Origin of the sequence: uncultured Odoribacter sp. (assembly GCF_937966165.1) — a bacterium.
Taxonomy (GTDB): Bacteria; Bacteroidota; Bacteroidia; order Bacteroidales; family Marinifilaceae; genus Culturomica.
Map to the genome: position 1 here is coordinate 90,365 of NZ_CALCLB010000017.1, position 21,525 is coordinate 111,889.

At 40.3% G+C, this 21,525-nt stretch carries 14 protein-coding genes; 1 reads left to right on the plus strand and 13 read right to left on the minus strand.

The window, feature by feature from the left end; translation table 11 throughout:
- The 3 genes from Q0465_RS08390 to Q0465_RS08400 form a co-directional block, all read right to left on the minus strand.
- The gene (locus Q0465_RS08390) at window positions 1-3,651 is read right to left on the minus strand and encodes a SusC/RagA family TonB-linked outer membrane protein (protein ID WP_298615014.1); all 3,651 of its coding nucleotides are present in this window, start codon (window positions 3,649-3,651) and stop codon (window positions 1-3) included.
- Between the two features lie 115 nt (window positions 3,652-3,766).
- Window positions 3,767-4,864, minus strand: coding sequence for a FecR family protein (locus Q0465_RS08395; protein ID WP_298615017.1), 1,098 nt, complete (start codon window positions 4,862-4,864; stop codon window positions 3,767-3,769).
- 86 nt (window positions 4,865-4,950) lie between these two features.
- The gene (locus Q0465_RS08400) at window positions 4,951-5,532 is read right to left on the minus strand and encodes an RNA polymerase sigma-70 factor (protein WP_298615019.1); all 582 of its coding nucleotides are present in this window, start codon (window positions 5,530-5,532) and stop codon (window positions 4,951-4,953) included.
- Between the two features lie 294 nt (window positions 5,533-5,826).
- Between Q0465_RS08400 and Q0465_RS08405 the strand changes: the two genes are divergently transcribed.
- Window positions 5,827-5,970, plus strand: coding sequence for a hypothetical protein (locus Q0465_RS08405; protein WP_298615021.1), 144 nt, complete (start codon window positions 5,827-5,829; stop codon window positions 5,968-5,970).
- Between the two features lie 886 nt (window positions 5,971-6,856).
- Here the strand turns inward: Q0465_RS08405 and Q0465_RS08410 are convergent.
- The 10 genes from Q0465_RS08410 to Q0465_RS08455 form a co-directional block, all read right to left on the minus strand.
- On the minus strand, window positions 6,857-8,050 hold the full coding sequence (locus Q0465_RS08410; RefSeq protein ID WP_298615024.1) for an FISUMP domain-containing protein: 1,194 nt from the start codon (window positions 8,048-8,050) through the stop codon (window positions 6,857-6,859).
- A gap of 26 nt (window positions 8,051-8,076) precedes the next feature.
- The gene (locus Q0465_RS08415) at window positions 8,077-10,245 is read right to left on the minus strand and encodes a S46 family peptidase (protein ID WP_298615026.1); all 2,169 of its coding nucleotides are present in this window, start codon (window positions 10,243-10,245) and stop codon (window positions 8,077-8,079) included.
- 21 nt (window positions 10,246-10,266) lie between these two features.
- Window positions 10,267-12,207 (minus strand): 4Fe-4S binding protein, encoded by a 1,941-nt coding sequence (locus tag Q0465_RS08420; RefSeq protein ID WP_298615028.1) that lies wholly within the window; start codon window positions 12,205-12,207, stop codon window positions 10,267-10,269.
- A gap of 54 nt (window positions 12,208-12,261) precedes the next feature.
- On the minus strand, window positions 12,262-13,848 hold the full coding sequence (locus tag Q0465_RS08425) for a DUF6850 family outer membrane beta-barrel protein (protein WP_298615030.1): 1,587 nt from the start codon (window positions 13,846-13,848) through the stop codon (window positions 12,262-12,264).
- A gap of 34 nt (window positions 13,849-13,882) precedes the next feature.
- Window positions 13,883-15,061 carry a DUF4876 domain-containing protein gene (locus Q0465_RS08430; RefSeq protein ID WP_298615032.1) on the minus strand — a complete coding sequence of 393 codons (1,179 nt, stop codon included), beginning with the start codon at window positions 15,059-15,061 and terminating at the stop codon, window positions 13,883-13,885.
- 20 nt (window positions 15,062-15,081) lie between these two features.
- Complete coding sequence (locus Q0465_RS08435) at window positions 15,082-17,922, minus strand: TonB-dependent receptor (protein ID WP_298615034.1); 2,841 nt, start codon at window positions 17,920-17,922, stop codon at window positions 15,082-15,084.
- Window positions 17,923-18,117: 195 nt separating this feature from the next.
- Window positions 18,118-18,411 (minus strand): hypothetical protein, encoded by a 294-nt coding sequence (locus tag Q0465_RS08440; RefSeq protein WP_298615037.1) that lies wholly within the window; start codon window positions 18,409-18,411, stop codon window positions 18,118-18,120.
- Between the two features lie 38 nt (window positions 18,412-18,449).
- On the minus strand, window positions 18,450-19,052 hold the full coding sequence (locus Q0465_RS08445) for a hypothetical protein (RefSeq protein WP_298615039.1): 603 nt from the start codon (window positions 19,050-19,052) through the stop codon (window positions 18,450-18,452).
- A gap of 20 nt (window positions 19,053-19,072) precedes the next feature.
- A complete protein-coding gene (locus Q0465_RS08450; RefSeq protein WP_298615041.1) occupies window positions 19,073-19,648 on the minus strand; it encodes an RNA polymerase sigma factor in 576 nt (191 codons plus the stop codon).
- A gap of 406 nt (window positions 19,649-20,054) precedes the next feature.
- Entirely contained in the window at window positions 20,055-21,476 is a 1,422-nt protein-coding gene (locus Q0465_RS08455; protein ID WP_298615043.1) for an alkaline phosphatase, read from the minus strand.
- Window positions 21,477-21,525: the final 49 nt, after the last annotated feature.

Genomic DNA, 21,525 nt, shown 5'->3' on the forward strand with positions numbered 1-21,525 from the left:
TTAAAAACCGATATTCAAAGCCACGGTAAACTGACGGGCAAGAGGTTGGGCCACTCCACCGGTATTGTAAAATTCCGGATCCTGACCATTGAATTTTTTATCGGCATAAATCAACCACAAATTCGTTCCGGCCACCGTAAGGGACATCTCACTCAATATTTTTGTCTTTTCCAAAATATATTTGGGTAATCTGTAAGTCAGGGAGATGGTCTTTAAGCGGATAAAATCCCCTTTTGCCACCCGAAGGCTTGTATAATTATATGCGCTATAAGCATACATACTCGACAAATTGGAAACAGTTATCGCATCCGGAATAGAAGGAACATTCGTATATTTTTCATCACCCGGTTGCATCCACCGGTCTTTAAACACTTTCGACATGGCATCCAGTTCCGTATATTCTTTCTTAAACTGTCCGTCCAAACGAACCTTATTTCCGGCCTGGAAAGTTAAGAACACATTAACGGACAAATCCTTCCAACGGAAAGTATTCGACCATCCTCCGGTATAAGTAGGATCTACCGGTCCTTCATATTTCAAATATTTCAATTTCGTGCTCTGGAAATCGATGGTTTTAGCTATTTCTCCGTTTTGATCTAAAATCAAAGGTACTCCAGTATCCGGAGTCAATCCACAGAATTGAACAGAAAACAGACTGTTTACCGGATAACCTTCCAAATTTCCTCCGGTAGAACGTACCATACTGTTGATAGAGGGTAAATTCTTGGAATTGGTAATCTTGGTTTTTGTATATCCTAAAGTAAAATTGGATTTCCAACCCCAATCTTTTGTCCGGATCGGCGTAATACCAATGGCAATATCGAATCCCCGGGATTCCATATCGGCATAATTTGCTTTTTTATTAATCATACCTCCGATCCCAGAAGTTTTCATCGTTGCGATCAGGTCGAAACTATTCCTTCTCCAGTAATCAAAAATCACATCCAGCCTCCGGTTAAACAATCCCAGATCAATTCCTAGATTTAATACATGTCCTTTTTCCCAGGTCAGATCGGCATTTTCCAAAGCATCCAGGTTAATTACAGATTCCTGATCCCCTGCACTGGGACGATTGGTATTTCCATTGATAAATTTTGCGGAAGCGGAAGCGGAATTATTCATAGAAGCCGTCAAACCGTAAGAGGCCCTCAAAGACAATTGATCCACCCATTTTACCGGTTCCATAAAATGTTCATTACTGATATTCCATTTTCCACTGACGTTCCAGGTAGGCAACCAGCGGGCCGTCCGGCTTTTTCCCAAAGCATTGGTTCCATCATAGCGGACCGTACCGGAGAAAATATAGCGGGCGTCATATCCGTAATCCGCATTATAGTAAAAGGCGACAAAACGGTCACGTGTGGTACCCATTCCATAATAAGGGAAATTACTTTCGATCATCATTTTCATAATCCGGTAGTCTACGGTTACGTTCCCTCCTTCTTCATACTGATAACCATATCCTGTATTATTAAAAGCCTGACGGTCGGCATATTTCACCTGTATACCTCCGATCATATTCAATTCATGAAGCCCGATTTTTTTATTAAATTTTAAGGAGTTTCTGACATCATAACTGGTCAGCTGATCCTCTGTACGATTGTAAAAGCCGCCATAGGGCAACACGGAAACAGGTTCTGCTTCCGGATGTTCTTTGTCTTTATAGAGAAATTTATTTTTCTTCCGGATGGTGGAATTGTAATCGGCCCGGTAAGCCTCTGCCATATTGGATTTCTCCTTGATCATATGCTCCCGGTCGGATTTTACATAGCGGACAGCACCCGTAAATTCATAGCGGAGTCCTTTTACAATCTCCCAGCCCAAATCAACCTGGGCTTTTACATCTACCATTTTCAAATGAATTGAATTATTCCTCAATTCGTGAATGATATTAAAAGGGGCATAATTACGGGTAAAAAACTCCAGATTCCCTTCTTCATCGTAACAAGTCATTGCCCGGCTGGTATTCAAAGCATAACTGAAAGGATTTATATCAAAATCCCGGTCGTAAGTTCCTTCTACTGTATTACTCCTCCTTGACAAAGCTCCGGGTGCTTTCTGATCCCGGACCGAACCGATTACCTGAAGTCCCAGATTCAAATTTTCAGCCAGTTTCAGATCATTGCGGATATTGGCGGTATAACGGCGTACTTTTGTTCCGATGCTCCAGCCTTCATCGTTCAGGAAACTCAAAGAACCGTATGTACGGCTTCTCTGATTACCTCCGGAAATACTGATAGAATGTTCCTGTTGTAAAGAATTCCGGAATAAAATCTTAAACCAGTCTGTATTTGAATTTGCATAACGGCGTAAAAACTGACGGCGGGATTCTACAGTATTCGGTAATCCGAATTTACCGGTTTCGGGATCATAAGTATTAATCAACTTATACATTTTCCCATAAATACCGGAGTTCTGATCATTTACCAGATCAGAATTCAGAAATCCCTTTCTCTCCAGTTCAGCATAAATTGACATTTGGTCTCCCGAATTCAGAATATCGTAATCTGCATAAGAAGGCCTCAATTGAACTGTAAAATTCCCGGAATACCTTACAATGGGACGACCTTCCGTTCCTTTTTTAGTCGACACCACAACCACCCCGTTCATCGCCCGTGCCCCATAAAGAGCAGTAGCTGCAGCATCTTTCAAAATATCGATACTTTCAATATCATTAGCATTCAGACCAGCCACAGCAGACCCCAAAAGCGTAGTCGGGTCACCACTGGTCAGTTCGTCATTACTCACACTGACAATATCTTCATGTACCACTCCGTCAATTACCCATAGCGGCTTATTTTCTCCGGACAAAGAGGTCGCACCGCGTACTCTTACCTTCGGAGCAGCTCCGAAAGTCCCGGAAACGTTTTGTATGCTCACACCTGCCACTTGTCCTTCCAGCATGCGGCTGACGTCCACAATTCCTTTTTGGGCGATATCCTCTTGCTGCAACTTCGTAGAAGAACCGGTAAAAGTAGTCTTACTGATACTCCGGTATCCGGTTACCACCACATCCTCCAGTACCAGAGCATCGTCTTCCAGCACAACCGTCAGGGGTTTATCCGGACTTGCTGTCAGCTCCTGACTTTTCATGCCGACAAATGAAAATACCAGCACGGCCGGTTTATTAGTAGGACTATCAATCGCAAATTTCCCGTCTAAATCGGTAGCAGTGCCGGTCGTTGTACCTTTTATGACAACACTTACACCGGGTAACGGTTCCCCTTTTGAATCCTTCACCACCCCAGTCAATTGCTTTTTTTCTACTTCTGCCATAAGCTGTTCCACAGCTTTAGACTTTGTAATAATAATCAGATTATTGGAAATCTCATACTGATATCCGTTACCGATAATTTTTTTCAGCGCCTTGTCCAATTCCTCTTCCTGAATAGAGAGAGTGACCCTCTGATCGGTATTTACACTTTTGTCGTTAAAGAAAAAATAATAATTTGTCTGATTTTCCAAGTCTTTAAAGACTTTACTGAGCAACTCGTTCTGGCAATTGACAGAAACCCGTACCACTTGTGAAAAACCCAATGCATTCACGTCGAAAATGAATGCCAACATCAAAATCAGCGTTAATCTCATAATACGCAATGTCTTTTTCAGTAATTGCCCCCGGGGGATAGCAATTAATTGCTTTTTTTTCATAAATTTGTAATTAAGATCCAACATTACCTGTTGTCCTCTTCCAAAAAACAACAGGCGGTTATCTACCGGTGATTGTTCGCACCAATCACCGGTTTCTTTTTATTATTATTCAGTTTTATTCTATGATTACTGTCTTGCCATTCAGTCTAAAGCTTACGTCCACTGTCTTTTCTATGGTCCGGAAAGTTTCCTCAGGAGTTAAATTCCGGTCGATCATTCCTGTAAAAGTATATTGCTGAGCTTCCCGATTCCGGAAAAATACCGTTAAACCATACCAACGCTCCATCTGAATCATAATATTCTCCAGGGACATCTTTTTAAAAATAAACTTTCCATTCTTCCAACCGATAAAATCCCTGTAATCTACCTCCTTTACCTGTATTTTTTGTTCAGAACAACAAGCTTGCTGTCCCGGCAAAAGCCTTATTTTCTGATTTCCATCTTCTACATTGACTTTTCCTCTTACTAAAGTTGTCTCCACACCTTTCTTTTCCGGATAAGCATTAATATTAAAACGGGTTCCTACCGCTTCTACTTCCACATTTCCAACCACCACCCGGAAAGGGTGCCGCTGATCACTCCTCACTTCAAAGTAAGCTTCTCCTTCCAAAAATACCCGGCGTTCATCTCCAACAAAGGCTACGGGATACTTCAATTTGCTACAGGAATTCAGGTATACTATACTGCCGTCAGAAAGTGTCAATTGATAACTACTTCCAACAGGCATTTCTAAAACGTTATATTCCAGTTGATGAGAAACTGACGATTTTACTTCATAAGACAGGGTAGATACAGACTTGTGCCGGATAGCCACGTCCTCGTTTATCACCAGATTGACAACCGAATCCTTATGTACCCGGATTACTTTACCATCTGCAAGTGTCAAACGAACTGCAGCATCATTTTCTACTCTTTTTTCTACCTTGACAACTTTCTGCGGAGACAGATATTTTGAACGATAAAAATAAACAGTTGCAGAAAGAATAAGTACCGGTAATAATACTGCCGCCACCCCCTGAAAAAACCGGATTCTCCTCTCTTTTTTTCCGATAGTTGCCCTTTTAACCCTTCCCCACATCCGCTCAAAATCCGGCTCAGGCGTCTGAGTCACCTGAGCCATACGCTCCAGAGCTCCGCGGATTTCAGGATCGGCTTTCAAATCCTCCTTTTCACCTTGTAAAAATTGCCATATTTGTTGAAATAATCCTTTCATCTTTTTCATGTTGGAATTTACAATTCCCCTTATTCATCGAAAAAATCATATATAATGAACATAATAAGGTAAAAAGGGTGAAAAATTTATAAAAAAAATTTCGATATTACGATAAAAAGAAGAGGAACTATCTCATCCAGAGAACATTCCTGAAAAGAAGTTTTTAACTTACGGTAAGCAATTTTTACTTGTGTCTTTACGGTATTTACAGAAACGTCCAAAGCCGAGGCCGTATCCGAATAACTCATCCCCTCCACCACAGACATAACGAATATTTTACGGCAATTTTCAGGTAAAGAGAGAATTACTTTTTTGACTTGCTCCACCCGTTCTGAGAAATCCTCCGGTGAATATTCCCCCCAAAATTGCTGTTCCCGGTTTAAATTCTCAGCATGTTTTTGTTCAATATGCTGGTGCCGGAAATAATTGAAAATATAATTCCGGACTGACTGTTTCAGATAGTACTGAATGTCATAAGCCGGATTTATTTGCCTGCGATGATTCCATAAATACACAAAACTTTCCTGTACGGCATCTTCTGCTATATCCCGGTCATTCACCAAACCCATTGCAATAAAAAACATGGCCCGGGAATAACAACGGAAAATCCGCTCAAAGGCTTTAGCATCTCCTTTAATCAAGCAAAGTATATCATCCTTAGCATCCATCCCAGATTTTACTTAATAAAAGCCCGACAAAGTATTTATGATTTTATAAGACAATTCCTTCCCTTCCTGTTCAACTGCTCAAAACAAAATTATCCGGCAAAGTTGGTTTATTTTAATCATAAAAATACAATTTTTCTAAATAAATATGCCTCCTAACTCAAATTTTATTCTTTTTTTAGATATTATTCTATCGAAACAACCCTTTTTGACCTGAACTTTCCAAGAACAGATTCTTTCTTTTTTCCCTTAACTCTTTATTACGGATTTGCGTATATGTTGAAAACAACATAAAAAATGAAAAAGAGAACCCAAAAAATATGGACAATTATCGCCGCTGTCCTTTTATCTGTTTTGCTGTTATGGTGGCTGTTGGCAGCTACAATTATAGACGAGGACGAAGATATTCCCAATCCTGTAATTATACAACAAATAGATTAATCTGTAAAAGATATATTTTTAATCCATACCTTTACACTATCCAACTTCATTCTTTACATTAGGATGTGTAAAAGCAGTCTCATCTCCTGACTTTTAACTGAAAGTTACTGATTATTGTCAAACCGTTTCCTCTTCTAAAAATTATACAGTAATTTCGCCGTACAGGCAGAAATCGACACAGGTATTATGGCTCCCGGCAGCCTTAACAGATAAAAGTCTGATGAAGTCTGCAGGCTGAAAACGGATTTTTCCATCCAAAAGAAATAGAACAGGGAGACGGAAATAAATTATGCCCGACTGCAAACAGCAAATAAATATAACATAGAAAAATTAGCTGTTTCTTCTCCAGAAAAATACATACTACCTTATTTTTAAAAATCAGGCAGCTATACAAATCGATCTTATGGTCCTCTTCTTTCTTGGGTCAAATATAAATTTAATACCAGCGAACCGCCGTATTACTGGAGATACTTTTCTTTTCATTTTAGAAGACAAATTTCCTTTCCCAACACTGTAGGGAGAAATTTTTATCTACCTGACAGCCGAAAGAAGGAGCACAAATCCTCCAACCGGACTTTCCTTTACAAAAAGCCCAAAACCGGCAAACGGGACGCCGGCCTGACAACAGGAATTGAACAACAAACCGTAAAATGCATTTTTTATTACGTTGAGGGCAAGCAGTAATTGTAAGGATATTTTAAAACAGGCAGATTTTCATCCCATAAAACTTTTCCCTTAACAGGCAGGTCTGACAATAAGCTACAATAGCTTAAAATTAAACAAACATTAAAACAAAACATAAAGGGGTACCCGAAAAATAAATCTCCGGAACCCCTTGCTCTTTTATTCTCTCACAGAAGCCTGAAAAAGGCTTTCCCCACTCCCGTTATTCGTCCTTTACACAACGCAAGCCAATCCCCACCGTCCAACGGGCATTCGCAACGCTAGCCGTTTTCAGTACCGGGCTCAACATCAAACCTTTATTTTGAGAAACGGTAGCAGAACTGGCATCGGTAGACGACCACATATAGCCAAGAACGCCTGTGAATTTGCCATTAAACATTCGCTGTCCGCCTACAGTACACTGGAACCCGTCAGCTTCCAGGTCTTCCAGATAAACTTTATCATCCTCCCGTTTATAAGGTTCTAAAAGTGCATTCCACTCTTCCTGGGAAGGGATATGATACCCCGGAGGACAAATTCCCCTCGCTTTTTCAGTTGCGTTTTCACCTCCCAAAACAGTCGGCCAGTTATACAAATATCCGTAAGCTTTCACCGAATCCGCATTATTTTCCATCTTTGCATACCAAATACCGGTGTCATCAGCAGGGTCGTCAGAGACAGTCATACCTGCCGGTACATACCTGAGGTTCTCTGCCATCCAGCATCTTCCGTCTTTCATTTTGACATTTCTATATACTTCTCCCTCATAAACAAACTCGGCCTTACAAGAATTCTCTTCCTGCTTCACAATCAATTCAACGACTGCAACTCCCGCCTGAAATGTCAAAGTAGCCGTACGTGCATCTCCTTCATTGGAATTTACCGTTACCACTACAATGGAATCTCCCCGGCTTCCTTCTGTACGGCTCAAACTCATCCAACTTTCATCGGCAGAAGAAGGAGTTACTGTCCAGTCTTTGTTAGTATATACCTTCACTTCAAATTCCTCCCCGTTTTCACCGACACTCTTTTCTCCAGAAGGACTGATCTCAATCTCTGCAGGTGTACCTTTCTGAGAAACCACAAAGTATTTTCTTACTTTTTCAATACCTGTAATCACTTCATAATAAACAGAATCTTTCCGTTCATTATTCTCATTCGCTGCAATACTAAAAGTCAACTTAGTATCTCCGTCACCACTCCCGGGAACAGCACTTATCCACAAGGATTTATTTACCAATTCCCATTTTGTATTTGACATCAGATCCACTTCGAATACACTCTTTTGAAAGTCCAATTCTTTAAAAGACTCCGAAAGATTCAACACTGGAGAAGCCGTTTCATCTTCTTCGTCACAACAATAGAAGAGAACCGAAAAAGCCGCCAGTATGATGCCGTAGTAAATGGCTCTTTTCATAGTAAAGTTATTTAGTTGTTAATCATTTATTCCTGAATATTCATTTCTTCAATTAACCGTTTAGCTCCTGCATAACGGTCCACTACCCATAACACAAAACGGATATCGACGCATACACATTTGTTGTATTCCGGATGAAAATACAAATCCCCTGCCATAGACTCCCAGTTCCCGTCGTAAGCCAGACCCACCAATTCTCCTTTGGCATTCATTACCGGGCTGCCGGAATTACCACCTGTAATATCCTGGTTGGTGACAAATCCTGTATATAATTTTCCGTCCGCACCGGCATATCTTCCCCATTCACTTTTTTTCACCAATTCCAGAAAATCTTCCGGTAAATCAAATTCAGGATCCCCCTTTACGTATTTTTCAGGATACCCGGCAATTGTGGAATGAGAAGCATAGGAAACGGCATCTTTTGAAGAATATCCACCCACATTTCCGTAAGTAATTCTCATGGTAGAATTTGCATCCGGATAAACAGCTTTTCCCCGCTTCATTTCTAATAAAGCTGCAGTATATTTCGTCCTCAACTCTGCTATTTTCTGCCGGTTCTTTTCCAGGTAATCCCGCAACTCATAATTTTTATCCTGAGCAGCACGGATAATGATATAGGCCGGATCTTTAACAATATCCTTTAAACGGAGGTCTTTGTCCAACTGGGAAAACAGTTTTTCCTTATTGGCCAGAAAAGAATGCTCATAGACATAATCGGTCAATTTCTCATAATTATAACCAAATTTCTTCACCAATTGCACTATTTCTGCCGCTATAAAATCGGGATGCATATTTTCTATATACAAACGTAAAGTAGCAGCAAAAACTTTCCGGTCCACCTTTTCATTATAATCCTTAAAATAGTTCTCACACACTTTCCGGAGATTCTGACATTGGCCGCAATTTTTTTCCATTTTACAGCATTTATCTTTTTTCATCCTCCCCTCAACCGCTTTAAACCGCAGCCCTAAACGCAATATATCGGAACCATTGATCATCGCTTCTTTGTGGTAAATATCCGCTGCAATATAGGGAGCCTGAAAAGCATAACATTCCCGCAATTCCCCGACTAAATTCCCATATTTTGCCATTCGTTGCGGATCGCTTTTTATCCACTCCGTCAATAATGCTTCTTCCGCTGTTTTCAATCCGACAACATCATATTGGCGGGTATATTTCATTTCCCCTATGGCGTATTTCCAATAATTACTATTTCCGAAATACTTAGCTGCATACTGTAATTTTACCTCCGGATCCGCGTGCATAGCTTCCCGTAAAATAGCTAATTTGACATCCCTCACCTTTACCATTGCCGGATCCGTTACATCAATTTTCTCAGCTACCCCGAAAGAAGGAGTGTAACGGGCCGTCGAGCCGGGATATCCCAATAACATGGCATAATCTCCTTCTTTCAAGCCAGCCACAGATACCGGTAATACATACTTAGGCTGCAGAGGCACATTATTTTTGGAATACTTTGCAGGGTTCCCGTCTTTATCTGCATATACGCGGTATAGCGAAAAATCGCATTTGTGTTGCGGCCAGGACCAATTATCCGTATCTCCTCCAAAAGCACCCAGCCTGGCAGAAGGAGCCCCTACCAAACGTACATCCGGATACACTTTATAGTAGAAAAGATAATACCGGTCTCCTCTCAACATAGGTACACAGGACAATTCAATACCTTTCTCTTTATACTTTTTCTCCAATTCGGCACTTGCTCTCCGGGAAAAATAGGATTGATGTTCTCCCGGTTTATTATATTTTGCCAGCACTTTACGGTATTCTTCAGTAACATCTTTCACTTTTTGCAAAAACATTACAGTTTTTCCGGGGATCACAATTTCTTCCTCAGCACTCTTTGCCCAAAATCCATTTTTTAAGTAATCGTGTTCCATAGAACTAATGTTCTGGATGTCATCGTAAGCACAATGGTGATTGGTAATCATCAATCCGTTCCGGGAAATGATACTCCCCGTGCAGCTCCCATAATCCAAAGCGACAATGGCATCTTTCAAAGAAGGCCGGGTTTCACTATAGATTTCTTCCGCAGAAAGCTGAACGCCTTTTTCCTTCATCGTCTGATAGTTGATTTGTTCCATCAGGTTAATCAGCCACATACCCTCATCTGCCAGAACTACGGCAGGGCATCCCAACAACAACAAAACAACTAAATGTTTCAATATACTTTTCATTCCTTCAATTTTACCTTGTTTTTACTCTATTGTTTTTCCCTGCGTTTTAAAAGGCAATTGAGCCTCTTTTTCTTCCACCCGTCCATCCGTATAATGAATAGTCCATTTCGGACTTTGAAGTATTTCCCAGATTTTCCCGTCGTCTAATACCCCTTTTACATAAGTAATCCGAATAACAGGCATATCTCCTTTTAAAGCTGTCTCATAACCTAAAATCCCGTCGTAAGTGGAAATAAAACTGCCGAAATAAGGCAATCTTCTCTGAATTAATGGTTTATCTAGTCCTACATAAGGCATTTCATACACCGCTTTTACGACATCTGTATCATATTTAGCCACATTTCCTTTAAAAGTGGTTTTCGTTTTAGGAAACATCAGATTCAAAAATTCTGTCCGGCTAATCGTATCTATTTTCGAATCCATAGACACAAATTCGTAATCACATCTTACTTTTTTCTTCACTCCTCCATGTAACAGCATCTCGAATTCATGTGTTTCTACAATTTCCCTCAACTCTTTTTTATCGACCGGTTTATTTGCATCTATAAACAATTTAATCTGAACCGGACAGGCATATTGGGAAATAATCCCGTAATATCCTTCTTTCTGACGGAAAATATTAGACAGGAAGGTAACGTCCATCTTATCAAACAATTTCTCTACCCCAATGGTTATTACCTGTAGTTTTTCCACTTCCGGAGCCGGAACTTTCAGCTTCATTTTCGTGGGGGTAAACATAGCTCTTTCTACTTTCTCCTGAGTTGTTTCTTCCGGGTTATAGTATACCTGAACGGCAAAACGATTGACATAGGTAGTCACCCCGTACACGCCGGGAACCTGTTTCATTTTAGCAGCAAAAGCTTTAGAACTTCCGTAACATTTCACTGTTTTCATGCCGTCCCGTTCAAACATTTCTAATTTTGACCATTTCGCTTCATCCCCCCATTTTTCCGATATTGTAGGTAATTCCCAGCGAGATCCCATCCAGACAGCAAAGAAGAATAAAACAACAGTCAACACAACCGGTAACCAGCGGAACCTGGGATTCCGGTTAATCTGAACAGCTTGATTATGGCAAGAACCTACACATTCGCCGCACAGCATACAATCGACATGTTTGACGGTCTTTAAATGAGCTACATCTATACTCATCGGACAACGTTTGGAACAAAGTCCGCAATTATTACATTTTTCCTCATCTCGGGTTATCCGTAACAAAGGAAACGCCTTACTCTTATAATAGATGATTTCGTATAAATAACAGATAACGGCAGCAGCTCCCAGCATCCAAATCCAATTCATTACCAGACCGGCATATCCGGCAATTCCTGCCAAGGCTACCAAAACAATAAAGGTAAGCGTAAACTTGAAAATATTACTCAACGCTCCTAACGGACAGACATATTTACACCAGAACATTCCGATAAACAAATTCCCCGCGAAAAGAACGAAAACAGAGATTACCGCCATCCAAGCAGTCAGTTCTCCTTTAAAACCGGTAGCAAAAGCGTAATAGGGATCAAAGTTTTTACAAAACAACTCACTGGAAGTGATTGTCATATAAAAAATGACAAACAATAAAATATACTTGATCGCTCTCAATAGTTTATCTCCTACGGAACCTGTTTTCACCACAAATCCGATTTTCATTTTTTTACGCCATTCGTTCATCCATTCCGTGAGCGTCCCCAGAGGACAAACATAACCACAAAATAACTTACTGAACAACATTACGGCCAGGGCCAGTACAATTCCCATTGTAATCTGTACCACTGACATACTGCAAGCCAATGTATCTGAACTAATAAAAGTTGCTAAAGACTGTAAGCCTCCGAAGGGGCAATAAGCTTCCACATCAGCCGGACTACCTCCCAAAAATACTTTCAGGATAAAACCAGCAATAATTGCAATTACACCCAATTGCAACACATGACGCCACACATTATTTTTTATTTTTTTCATCAGGATAATTAATTAATATGTTTTTATTTTCTTTTTATTGATGCGCACACTGATTTAAAAAGCCAGACCTATAACAGCCTGTATACCTGCCCGTTCTCTACTTTTATATATACCGCTGATTACTTTTAAATAATTTAAGCGGGCGTCTGCATATAAACTCATTCCCTTCTCCTTATTTAAAAAGTATGTATACCTGAAGCGGGCATTCAGCGAAAACTTATCGGATGTCAAAAACTCATATTCCTGCCAAAGCAAATCTTTTCGTTGTTTGTATAAATCAATATCCGGCCGTTCTTCCGGAGATACCCTATTCCGGTCCAGCAAAGTACCGCTGCCCTCCGCATAACTCCCACCGATTCCACAATCCAGCATTCCTTTTTTAAACAGGAAATTTTTAGTAAAGTCCAGATAACCTTCCAGACTTTTTACCTCGTGCTTAAATTCTACAGGAAACATTCGGTATCTGTTCTCCCGTATATACCCCCGTCCTCCGGCGGTCAGATTCCAGGAACTGTTATAAGCCGTACGATTCCGGTAAAGTGTATAGCTCACGTCGGCTTTTACTGCGTCGATATCCGATTTATTTTTTCGTCCGTACTGCACAATCTGGCTCGATTGGTCGATAATAACAGAACGCTGGAGATTCTCGAAAAGGAGAGTTGTTGTAAAATCTGCAGCCCATTTCAAACGATGGTCATACTTGTCTCCTGTGATTTGCAAAGCTCCGTCGTAGTCATAAACAAGGGTCTCTACCTCTCCTCCCCTGTCATCTCCGGCTTTATTACGGAATATCTCTTCTTTCCCTTTCGTAACAGCCAATTGATTAAAGAATCTCCACCGTTTCCCATATAACTCCAATTGGGCAGCCCCTCCATAAATATTATCGCGGTACTCCCTTTCCATCGTCCCGGATTCTTTAATCACGTCAGAAGTATAAAACCACAGGCCGTCAAATTCGAAAATCTCATGGTTTTGTCCGGTTCCGTAAATCCGGATATCTACTTTTTCCGTTCTCCTGCCATAGATAAAATTCAACCCCAGATTCATCCATTTACTCCGGTACATGACTCCCGGAGCAATTTGTAAAGACATATAAACATTCTTATTCCGTGCATCTCTTTTTTTAGCGTTATTGGCTACTTCAAAATCCATCCGTCCACCGATTGCAAAATGTTTATTCAATTCATATCCAACACCTCCGTTTACGCGGTAAAGTTCCAAAGTCTGTCTGCCAGGAGTGGAGTCCGCCAAAAAAACAGGCGTACGGTACGGATCCAGCACACTTGCCCAAGCTTTATTCTGCCGGTGAGAATAATCAAAATCGAAATTCCCGTAGAAATACACTTTCTTTATTTTCCGGAAAGATTCTGTATTCAGTTTAAACTGCCCTTCCGAAGTAGGTTCAAACACATTCCGGTAACTCCCTTTCTGATAGTCATAACCCAAACGGACAAGTGAAAAATCTTCATTCCGGTTAAAAACCAAACCAGCCGAATTATATGAAGTATTCCAGGGGTTAGCGGTCCTGATACGCTCCATACGATATGCATATTTCTCCGATTCCCCTGTCTGTGCATTTACTCCGGCAATTCCGGTAAATACCAGACTTAAAACAAGGATATATATTTTATTAACTTTCATAATGTATCTGATTTTATGAGTTGCTGACCTCGGTTTATTGTTTCAGGCTGGCCGATTTTATCTCAAAATCTTCACTTGAATTATTTGTGTCCATATAAACGACCCTTCCTCCTTCAATGCTTTCCACTTTCCGGACGACAGCCAATCCCTGATTCCGGTTTTCTATAAAAATAAATCCGGCATCTACATTGGTCGTCAATCGTTTATTGGCCTGTGTCTGGCTGATAACACATTCCACCCCGTCAACTACCCAATCTGAAGGAATCATCAGGTAGCGGGTATTTACATTGGGTTTAGCAGGATCTTTCATTAAATTATCCGGATTACCCGCAAATTCTGCCGCATTTGTTCCCTTAATCTTAAAGAGAATCATAGCGGGGCCGGTTTGAGAAACACTGAAAGCTGTTGAGGTCCCTTCTTTCCAAAATTTGTAAAGGGGTACCACTCCCGGAGCCGGAACCTCTTCTTTTGTCAAATCAGAATCCCAGAAAGCATAGTCAGCTACGGCTAAATTCACGGAATTTCCGGCTCTCTGTGCATGATTGACAGCATTGATGGCTATGATTACTTCCTCCCCCGGCTTCAGGACTTTAGCCGAGCCGGAAGGAACCTGCCAAGCCAGATAAGCCAAAGGCAACTGATCCATCAAAGAACCGTCTTCTTTTACAAAAGTGCTTTTACCGGCACTCGTAAGCGGATTGACACAACCAATGCATAAACTGTCCAGACTGGCCTCTTCTGAAGAATTATTGTAAATAGAAATATAAGTATCTTTATTGTAATTATTCCCCATATCATCCAAGCAACCGGCATAATAAATTTCTTTAATGACCAGCTGAGGCAAAACAGCCGAGATTAAATTCATCGAATAAAAATCCTTATTATCCCCATTTTCCGGAGTCAGTATCATATTCTCGATCCGGCCATTTACCACCCGGACTTCGCTCCCTACATGATATTTTTTCTGAGCAATTGCTTCGTAAAAACCGTATTCTACATTACTGACTGCCACCCCGGAAGCATCCGTCACGACATTATAAGTCAAACCGGTTATCGTATTAAACAATTTCACATTTACACCCGATTTATCTACCTGCTGCAATTCCTCCGGAAAAATCATTTGAATCCGGACCGGCAAACTCTCTTTTTCCTCTTTCAAACACCCGGTACAACACAGCAGAAGGGAAAAAACGATTATATTGTATATTTTCATAATCTTACAATTTAAAAACATTAAAACTTCAATTGCAGTTCAGCCCCGAACGACATCTCTGTATTCAAACGCTGGTAGTACGCTCCGGAACGGAAAAATCTTCTGGGGCGGGAGTTCGTAAAATTATTTGCATAAAACGATAAAGAAGCAATCTTACCGATCTCTTTTGTCAGTCGCATATTCATCATAAAATAAGGATTCTGGGAATCCATTGTAAAATATTCCGGGCGGGAAGTCCGGATATAACGATCGAAATCCGGATTTTGCCGTTCTGCTTCTGTAAACGGATGAACCGTACCTTCTAAATCCATATAAGCAATCGGGTCCACACAAATAGCCGCAATTGCATCCGGATTACTTCCATCCACAATATTTTTGTCCTGATCCCTGTAATACAAAAGACTTCTTCCCTGATATTCCGCTAAACGTTGTGTTTTATCTATCCAGACGCATTGTCCTGTCAGTGTAAAAATCAGGCGCAACTTTGGTAAATGGGTCACCAGCCGGATATTGGTATTCAAACGCTGGCTTTTCGTGCCATTTGTCCCCGAATTTGTACTATTACCTGCATAAAGACATACAAAAGGAAAGTCTTTAACTCCCCCGCTGAAATTAGAGGTCTCATATAACATTTGCAGATCATTTTCCAGTTGCTTATTGTAAAAATAAGCCCCGTCGACAATAACCGAAGTCGAAATAGCCTTTATCTTACCAAAATCCAAGCTATACTCTATTCCCCATTTATCATTACTCACGCCATTAGCTGCACGTCTATAGGTCGCAAACGTTTCCCGGATCGAATAATCGACCGGTTTACCATCCACTTCCACTACCCCATTAACAAACTGAGGCCGCTTTCCGCTTTCATTTACCAAATCGTATTCCCGGTAGAAAAAAGGACGGGCAGCTCCGGCAAAACTGAAACCTTTTCTCAATTTTTCATTAAAATATGCCAGATTCGCCGTGATTCCCCAAAATTTCAGGTCTACTCCCACTTCGACATTTGTACTCCTCGGTAATTCCAAATCCCGGTTACTCGTTTCCGTCACCATGGTCGTCATTACTCCCAAAGAATAATTATTTTCTTCGTCATTGTATGAAAAACTGGATTTATCCACATAGGAAGGATCCGGATAAAGATAAGCCAGTCCCGGCATTTTATGCAGGATACCCCAGCCAGCACGTACACTCAAATGCTGTAAACCTTTCTTACTCCATTTATTGTCTAAAAATACGAAGCGGGCATTAATACGAGGATCCAAAACCACATCGTAATCATAATCCCGGGTTTCAATATTGGTAAAACGCAATCCGGCAGAAAGTTCCAAAGATTTTTTATTTAAGGTAAAAGTCACTTTATCTTCAATAAAACCGGTATATTCCTGTATAAAAGGAATATCTTTAAAAGAACGGGGACGCAGATTTTGGGAAGGAGTCAGCCGGGCATCGAAAGTCCTTCCTTTTCCTTCATTTCCTTTCGTTGACCATTCCGCCCCCAATAAAAATTTATTATACACAGATCCGTATTTGCCCGCAACATTGGCAGTTACTTTAGCGGTAATATAAATCGGTTTACCTTCAACTCTCAGGTCACTGAAATATTCATACGGCAACAAAATGCCCTCGTGTTCTCCTGTCGTAGTCTCGGCTATACTCGGAATTCGTCCGGGCGTTCTCCAGACTTTTTCCCGGTTATCCTGTTTTCCGTATGAACCGAAAAGATTGTAATTAACATTTGTCAGCCAAGGTTTCTGTACCATCCAGTTTCCATACAGGTTTAAACTGAATTGTTGTTCCTGGGCTTTATATATTTCGTCCTTCACCTGATCCGGGTCTCTTTTATATTTATCTTTTAAAAAGACTCCTTTCAATTTTGCATTAAAACTTACAGCACGTTTATCCGGATTAAAAATATTGGAATATCCGAATTGAGCAGTAAGTCTGTCAAAAGATTTTGAAGGCGTCCGGACATCTTTAAAAGCACGGGCATATTCGGCATCCACATTAAAGAAACCTTTGTTTTCTCCCAACGAAAAGCCTTTCCCTGCCGATACCTGTTTAATATTGGGATCTGTTTTAAAACGGACCATAAAAGGAGTCTTCCCTGCTTTCGTCTTGACGACGACAGCCCCGGAAGTCATATCCCCATATTCTGCAGAAGCAACTCCCCGGATGACCTCAACTGATTCCACGTTATCCACCGAAACCTGACGGGCATCTACCCCCGTCCCGCTTGTCGTCTCAAACGCACTCAAACTGTTACGGGTTTGTAAATTAGCATCGTTCGACAGTTTAGCTCCATCTACAATGACAGCAGTACCCAAGGCATTAGTAGCGTCATCCCCCGATATGTCCCGTATGGAAATCTTATTGATCTTTGTCAAATCCGGATTCGTTGTGACAGAGCCCGGCAACAACTGCATGACGTCCGTCAGACTGGCTCCCTGAAGATGGTCGATAGCCGTCTTGCTGATCGTCGACGAACTATTCAATTTACCTCCCTCCTTAGCTGTTACCACTACTTCATCCAATGCTAAAGATTGTGCATTCAATTTCAATTTATAATTTTCTACAGTCTTATTGAGGGCAATCTTTATGGAGTAATCCTCATATCCCAAACAAGAAGCCGTCAAGGTATACGTTCCCGGAGTGACATTCTTGAAATGAAAATTTCCATCAATATCAGAGGTTACCCACAAATTCAATTCCTTAATATTCACGACAACAGCCGGCATTGTTTCTCCGTTTTTAGCATCCGAAACAGTACCGGACAGCGCCACCTTCGACGACTGCCCCCAGACAGAAACCGGTACAGCCAGCCAAATAGCAACACTCACTATAAACCACATCTTACACTTCATAATAAATCAAATTATAGGATTAGCCGTTAATTCACCACGCACTTTCTGCAAAAAGTCTATTCATCCGGCAAATCTTTCCCAACTGAAAAAATTGCCTTCTTTTTTAACACCTGATTATCAAAAATATCTATTCCGTTTCCTTCTCACTTTACACCCCACTACTCTTCTTTATACTGATTTACGCACTTCTCCGAATTAAAAAAAATAATTATCCAAGCGTTCCATATCCACATCATTCATATAATGGTTCTCCATCCATTCTTTCAATATAGCAGGCCGATCGTGTTCAAAACGGTATTTTTGAATTCCATTTATCAATAGACCAATAATAATGCCGGCAGCTAAACTCATCCATAAATGCCGGCGGACGAAAACGCGGTTTATCTTTTTTACTTCTATACGTTCTTTCATCCGGACCTGGATGCCTTCGTAAAAACCGGGCCTTACGTTTTGAATTCGATCTTCTTGGATTAGCTGTTCCAGATTCATTTTATACGCTTTTACTATTAGACAAACCTTATTTCCAATTATTGCGCCTTTCCCATTATATTTTTTCCCTCTTTTCCCGGGAAAACGAAATTTTCCAGACTATCTTTCAATTCTTCATGATAAGGACAGAACTTTGGGGATTTTTTACATTTTTCTTCCTGGCTACATTTATTCTTACATTCCACACAATGTGCATCTATTTCCAGCAACTCTTTGAAAATTTGCTCCAATTTCCGGGATTGTTCCGGATCACAAATTTTTTTGATATTTAACAAATGCCGGGAAGTCTGTGTCTTCAAAGCCGCATGCATAAATCCAATGGATTTAGCCAATTTATTCAACTGTTCGATTGAAGGTTGAGGTTTTGCCAATTCACTCATCAGCCTATACCGATTCCGGCACAATAATTTCAGGACCCGTTCATATCTTTCCTGTACCTTACTGTCCATCTCGCATAAGGAAGCATATTGCGCATCAGAAAGTTTGAGTTCTTTCCTCAAAAACTCATTGGAAATAATCTTTCGTTCGTCAGTTTTCCGTTGTCCGCTGCCCATAAAAGTAAAGACAAAAAAAGCTGTATTTGCTACCAGAAAAATTAAATTGAACCAATAGATCCAATATCTCCTTTTTACCTTTTCCATAACCTGAATATTATCATATTTTATTTCTGAGACATCATTTTATTCTGTCCGATAATCGGTTTTAATTTTTTTTCTAAATTCGTTTTTGCCCGAAAAATCAGAGATTCCACCGCACTCACACTGATATTCATTATATCGGCTACTTCTTTATAGGACAAATCTTCATATTTATTCAAAATAATGGCTTTCCGCTGATTTTCCGGTAAGTTGTCTATCGCCCGGTGTAGAAGTTCTCTCCTTTCCTGATTTTCCATCTTTTCCTGTACCGGTATTTCTTCTGAAGGAAAGTCAAAATGTTGTTCCGCTTCATCTAATTTCAATTTTATCCGGCGCTTATGAAACGATTTGCAACTATTGATTGCCCGGTTGACACTCATCCGGTAAAGCCAGCTTGAAAGCTTACAGTCAAAACGAAAAGACTTCAGGGACTCAAAAGCCTGAATAAAAACGTCCTGAGCGATATCTTCCGCTTCTTCCCGGTTATGAAGAAAGGCATGGCAAGTGTTGACAACCATTATTTTATGAATGTCGACAAACAAACGGAAAGCTTTCTCATCCCCTTCCAATATTCTTTTCACCAATTCTTGTTCACCCATACCACCGGACTTACTTCTTTATAGACAAGACAAAACTCAAAAACTTTCGAAAATACGAAATAAATATTTTGAGACTCAAAGAATTAAAATAAAAAATGTTAGAAAAACCGGTAGGTTTGGTGAAATACAGATTATAAAAAATGTTAGAAAAATCCTTCGGAAAAACAACAAATAAACTTATTCCCATAAATAATCACAAATCTTCTGAAGAAGCGATAAAATCTTCTAAATAAAAAGATCCGGAAAACCTGACTTAGAAAAAAAAATTTAAAATTTACTGATTATTTAAACTCTTTTTAATTCAGATTATTTTCAGGAAAAGGTTCTTCAAGCTTAGTTTCACTAAATAATAAATGCCCAAAAAATAAATTTTCGGGCATTTATGCTAATTTTCAGGAATCTGTTATTAATAAGCAGCAGCTTCTGCAATTTTTTTAGGAATATCTGTATTATCCAATTTTCCCGTAAAAAGTTGGGAACCGATGCCGATTGCATATACGGGGACAACCCCTGCCGAATGTCCTCCGCTTGTCCAGCCGATCATAGCAATCGAATCTAAAATCCGGATAGCTTCCGCCGACAGCCGGCTATTTTCAGAATAGAGATTTTTTTCCATTTCTGTCTTCTTCGAACCGAAAGTAGAGGTATAAGCTTTCTTCAATAACGCTTCCTGTTCTTCATTCAGCTGAATTCCTCTCCAAAAACCGAGCTTTTCGCCGAGCAAATTTTTCACATCTTCCCAGGATACTTTATTTCCTTTTGTTTTCCGCAAATCCTGAATCGCATTCGTCAATTCATCCTTCGAGAGATTCTGATATTGTAAAGCCTGTAAATTTAAGGCATATTTCCCTGTGCCCAATGCTATTCCTCCCGTTTCATGGTCTGCCGTTATAACAATGAGTGTTTCCTCCGGATGCTGCTTATAAAAATCCAGCGCTTTCTGGACAGCTTCAGACATATCCACAATTTCAGTAAAGACAGTCGCAGCATCATTTCCATGGCAAGCCCAATCAATTTTTCCCCCTTCTATCATCAGGAAAAAACCGTTATCATTATCCCGGGTCAGAAATTGGATGGCATTTTCTGTAATCTGAGCCAATGTGAGATCTCCTTCCCTGCGGTCAATAGCATAAGGAAGACTTCCCTCATCGCTTCCCTCCTCTTGAATGAAGATCACTTTGACAGCTTCCCCGCTTTTGTCAGTAAATTCTTCCATACCTCTTATGACAGTATAGCCTTCCTGCTCATACAATTTAAACAGATTGATAGCAGTAGAATCTGTTTTACTGTCCGGCCGCAAAAATCCGGCTCCTGCATAAAAGTCAAAACCAGCTTTCGGTAAGTCGGTTCCGATTTCATAATACATATTTCTATTGGGCTGATGGGCATAAAAAGCAGCAGGAGTCGCATGGTCCACACTGACGCTGGTTGTAACCCCTACTTTTCTACCAGCCTTCTTCGCTTTTACAGCCACACTATAAAGCGGTGCCTTATGCAGACTATCCATTCCAATAGTGCCATTTTTCGTCTTATTACCGGTAGCTAAAGCCGTACCTGCGGCAGCAGAACAGGTTACAGAATTATACTTTGAATAGGTTGTAGCTACATTTACGACCGGGAATTGCGTAAAATTCAAAGGTTTCAGTCCGATTTTGCCTTCTTTTTCAGCCAAATACATTTCCGTACCATTTACCTGGTTTACACCCATTCCATCCCCGATAAAATAAAAAACATATTTAGCCTTTTTGTCTTTAGGAGCGTTCTGATATTGCAGAAATACCCCCATAACAGCTAATGCAAATAATAATAAATAAAATGTCTTTTTCATATTTCGCACTTTTATATAGATAAATTTCAAACTATCCCTTTCTCTCTTA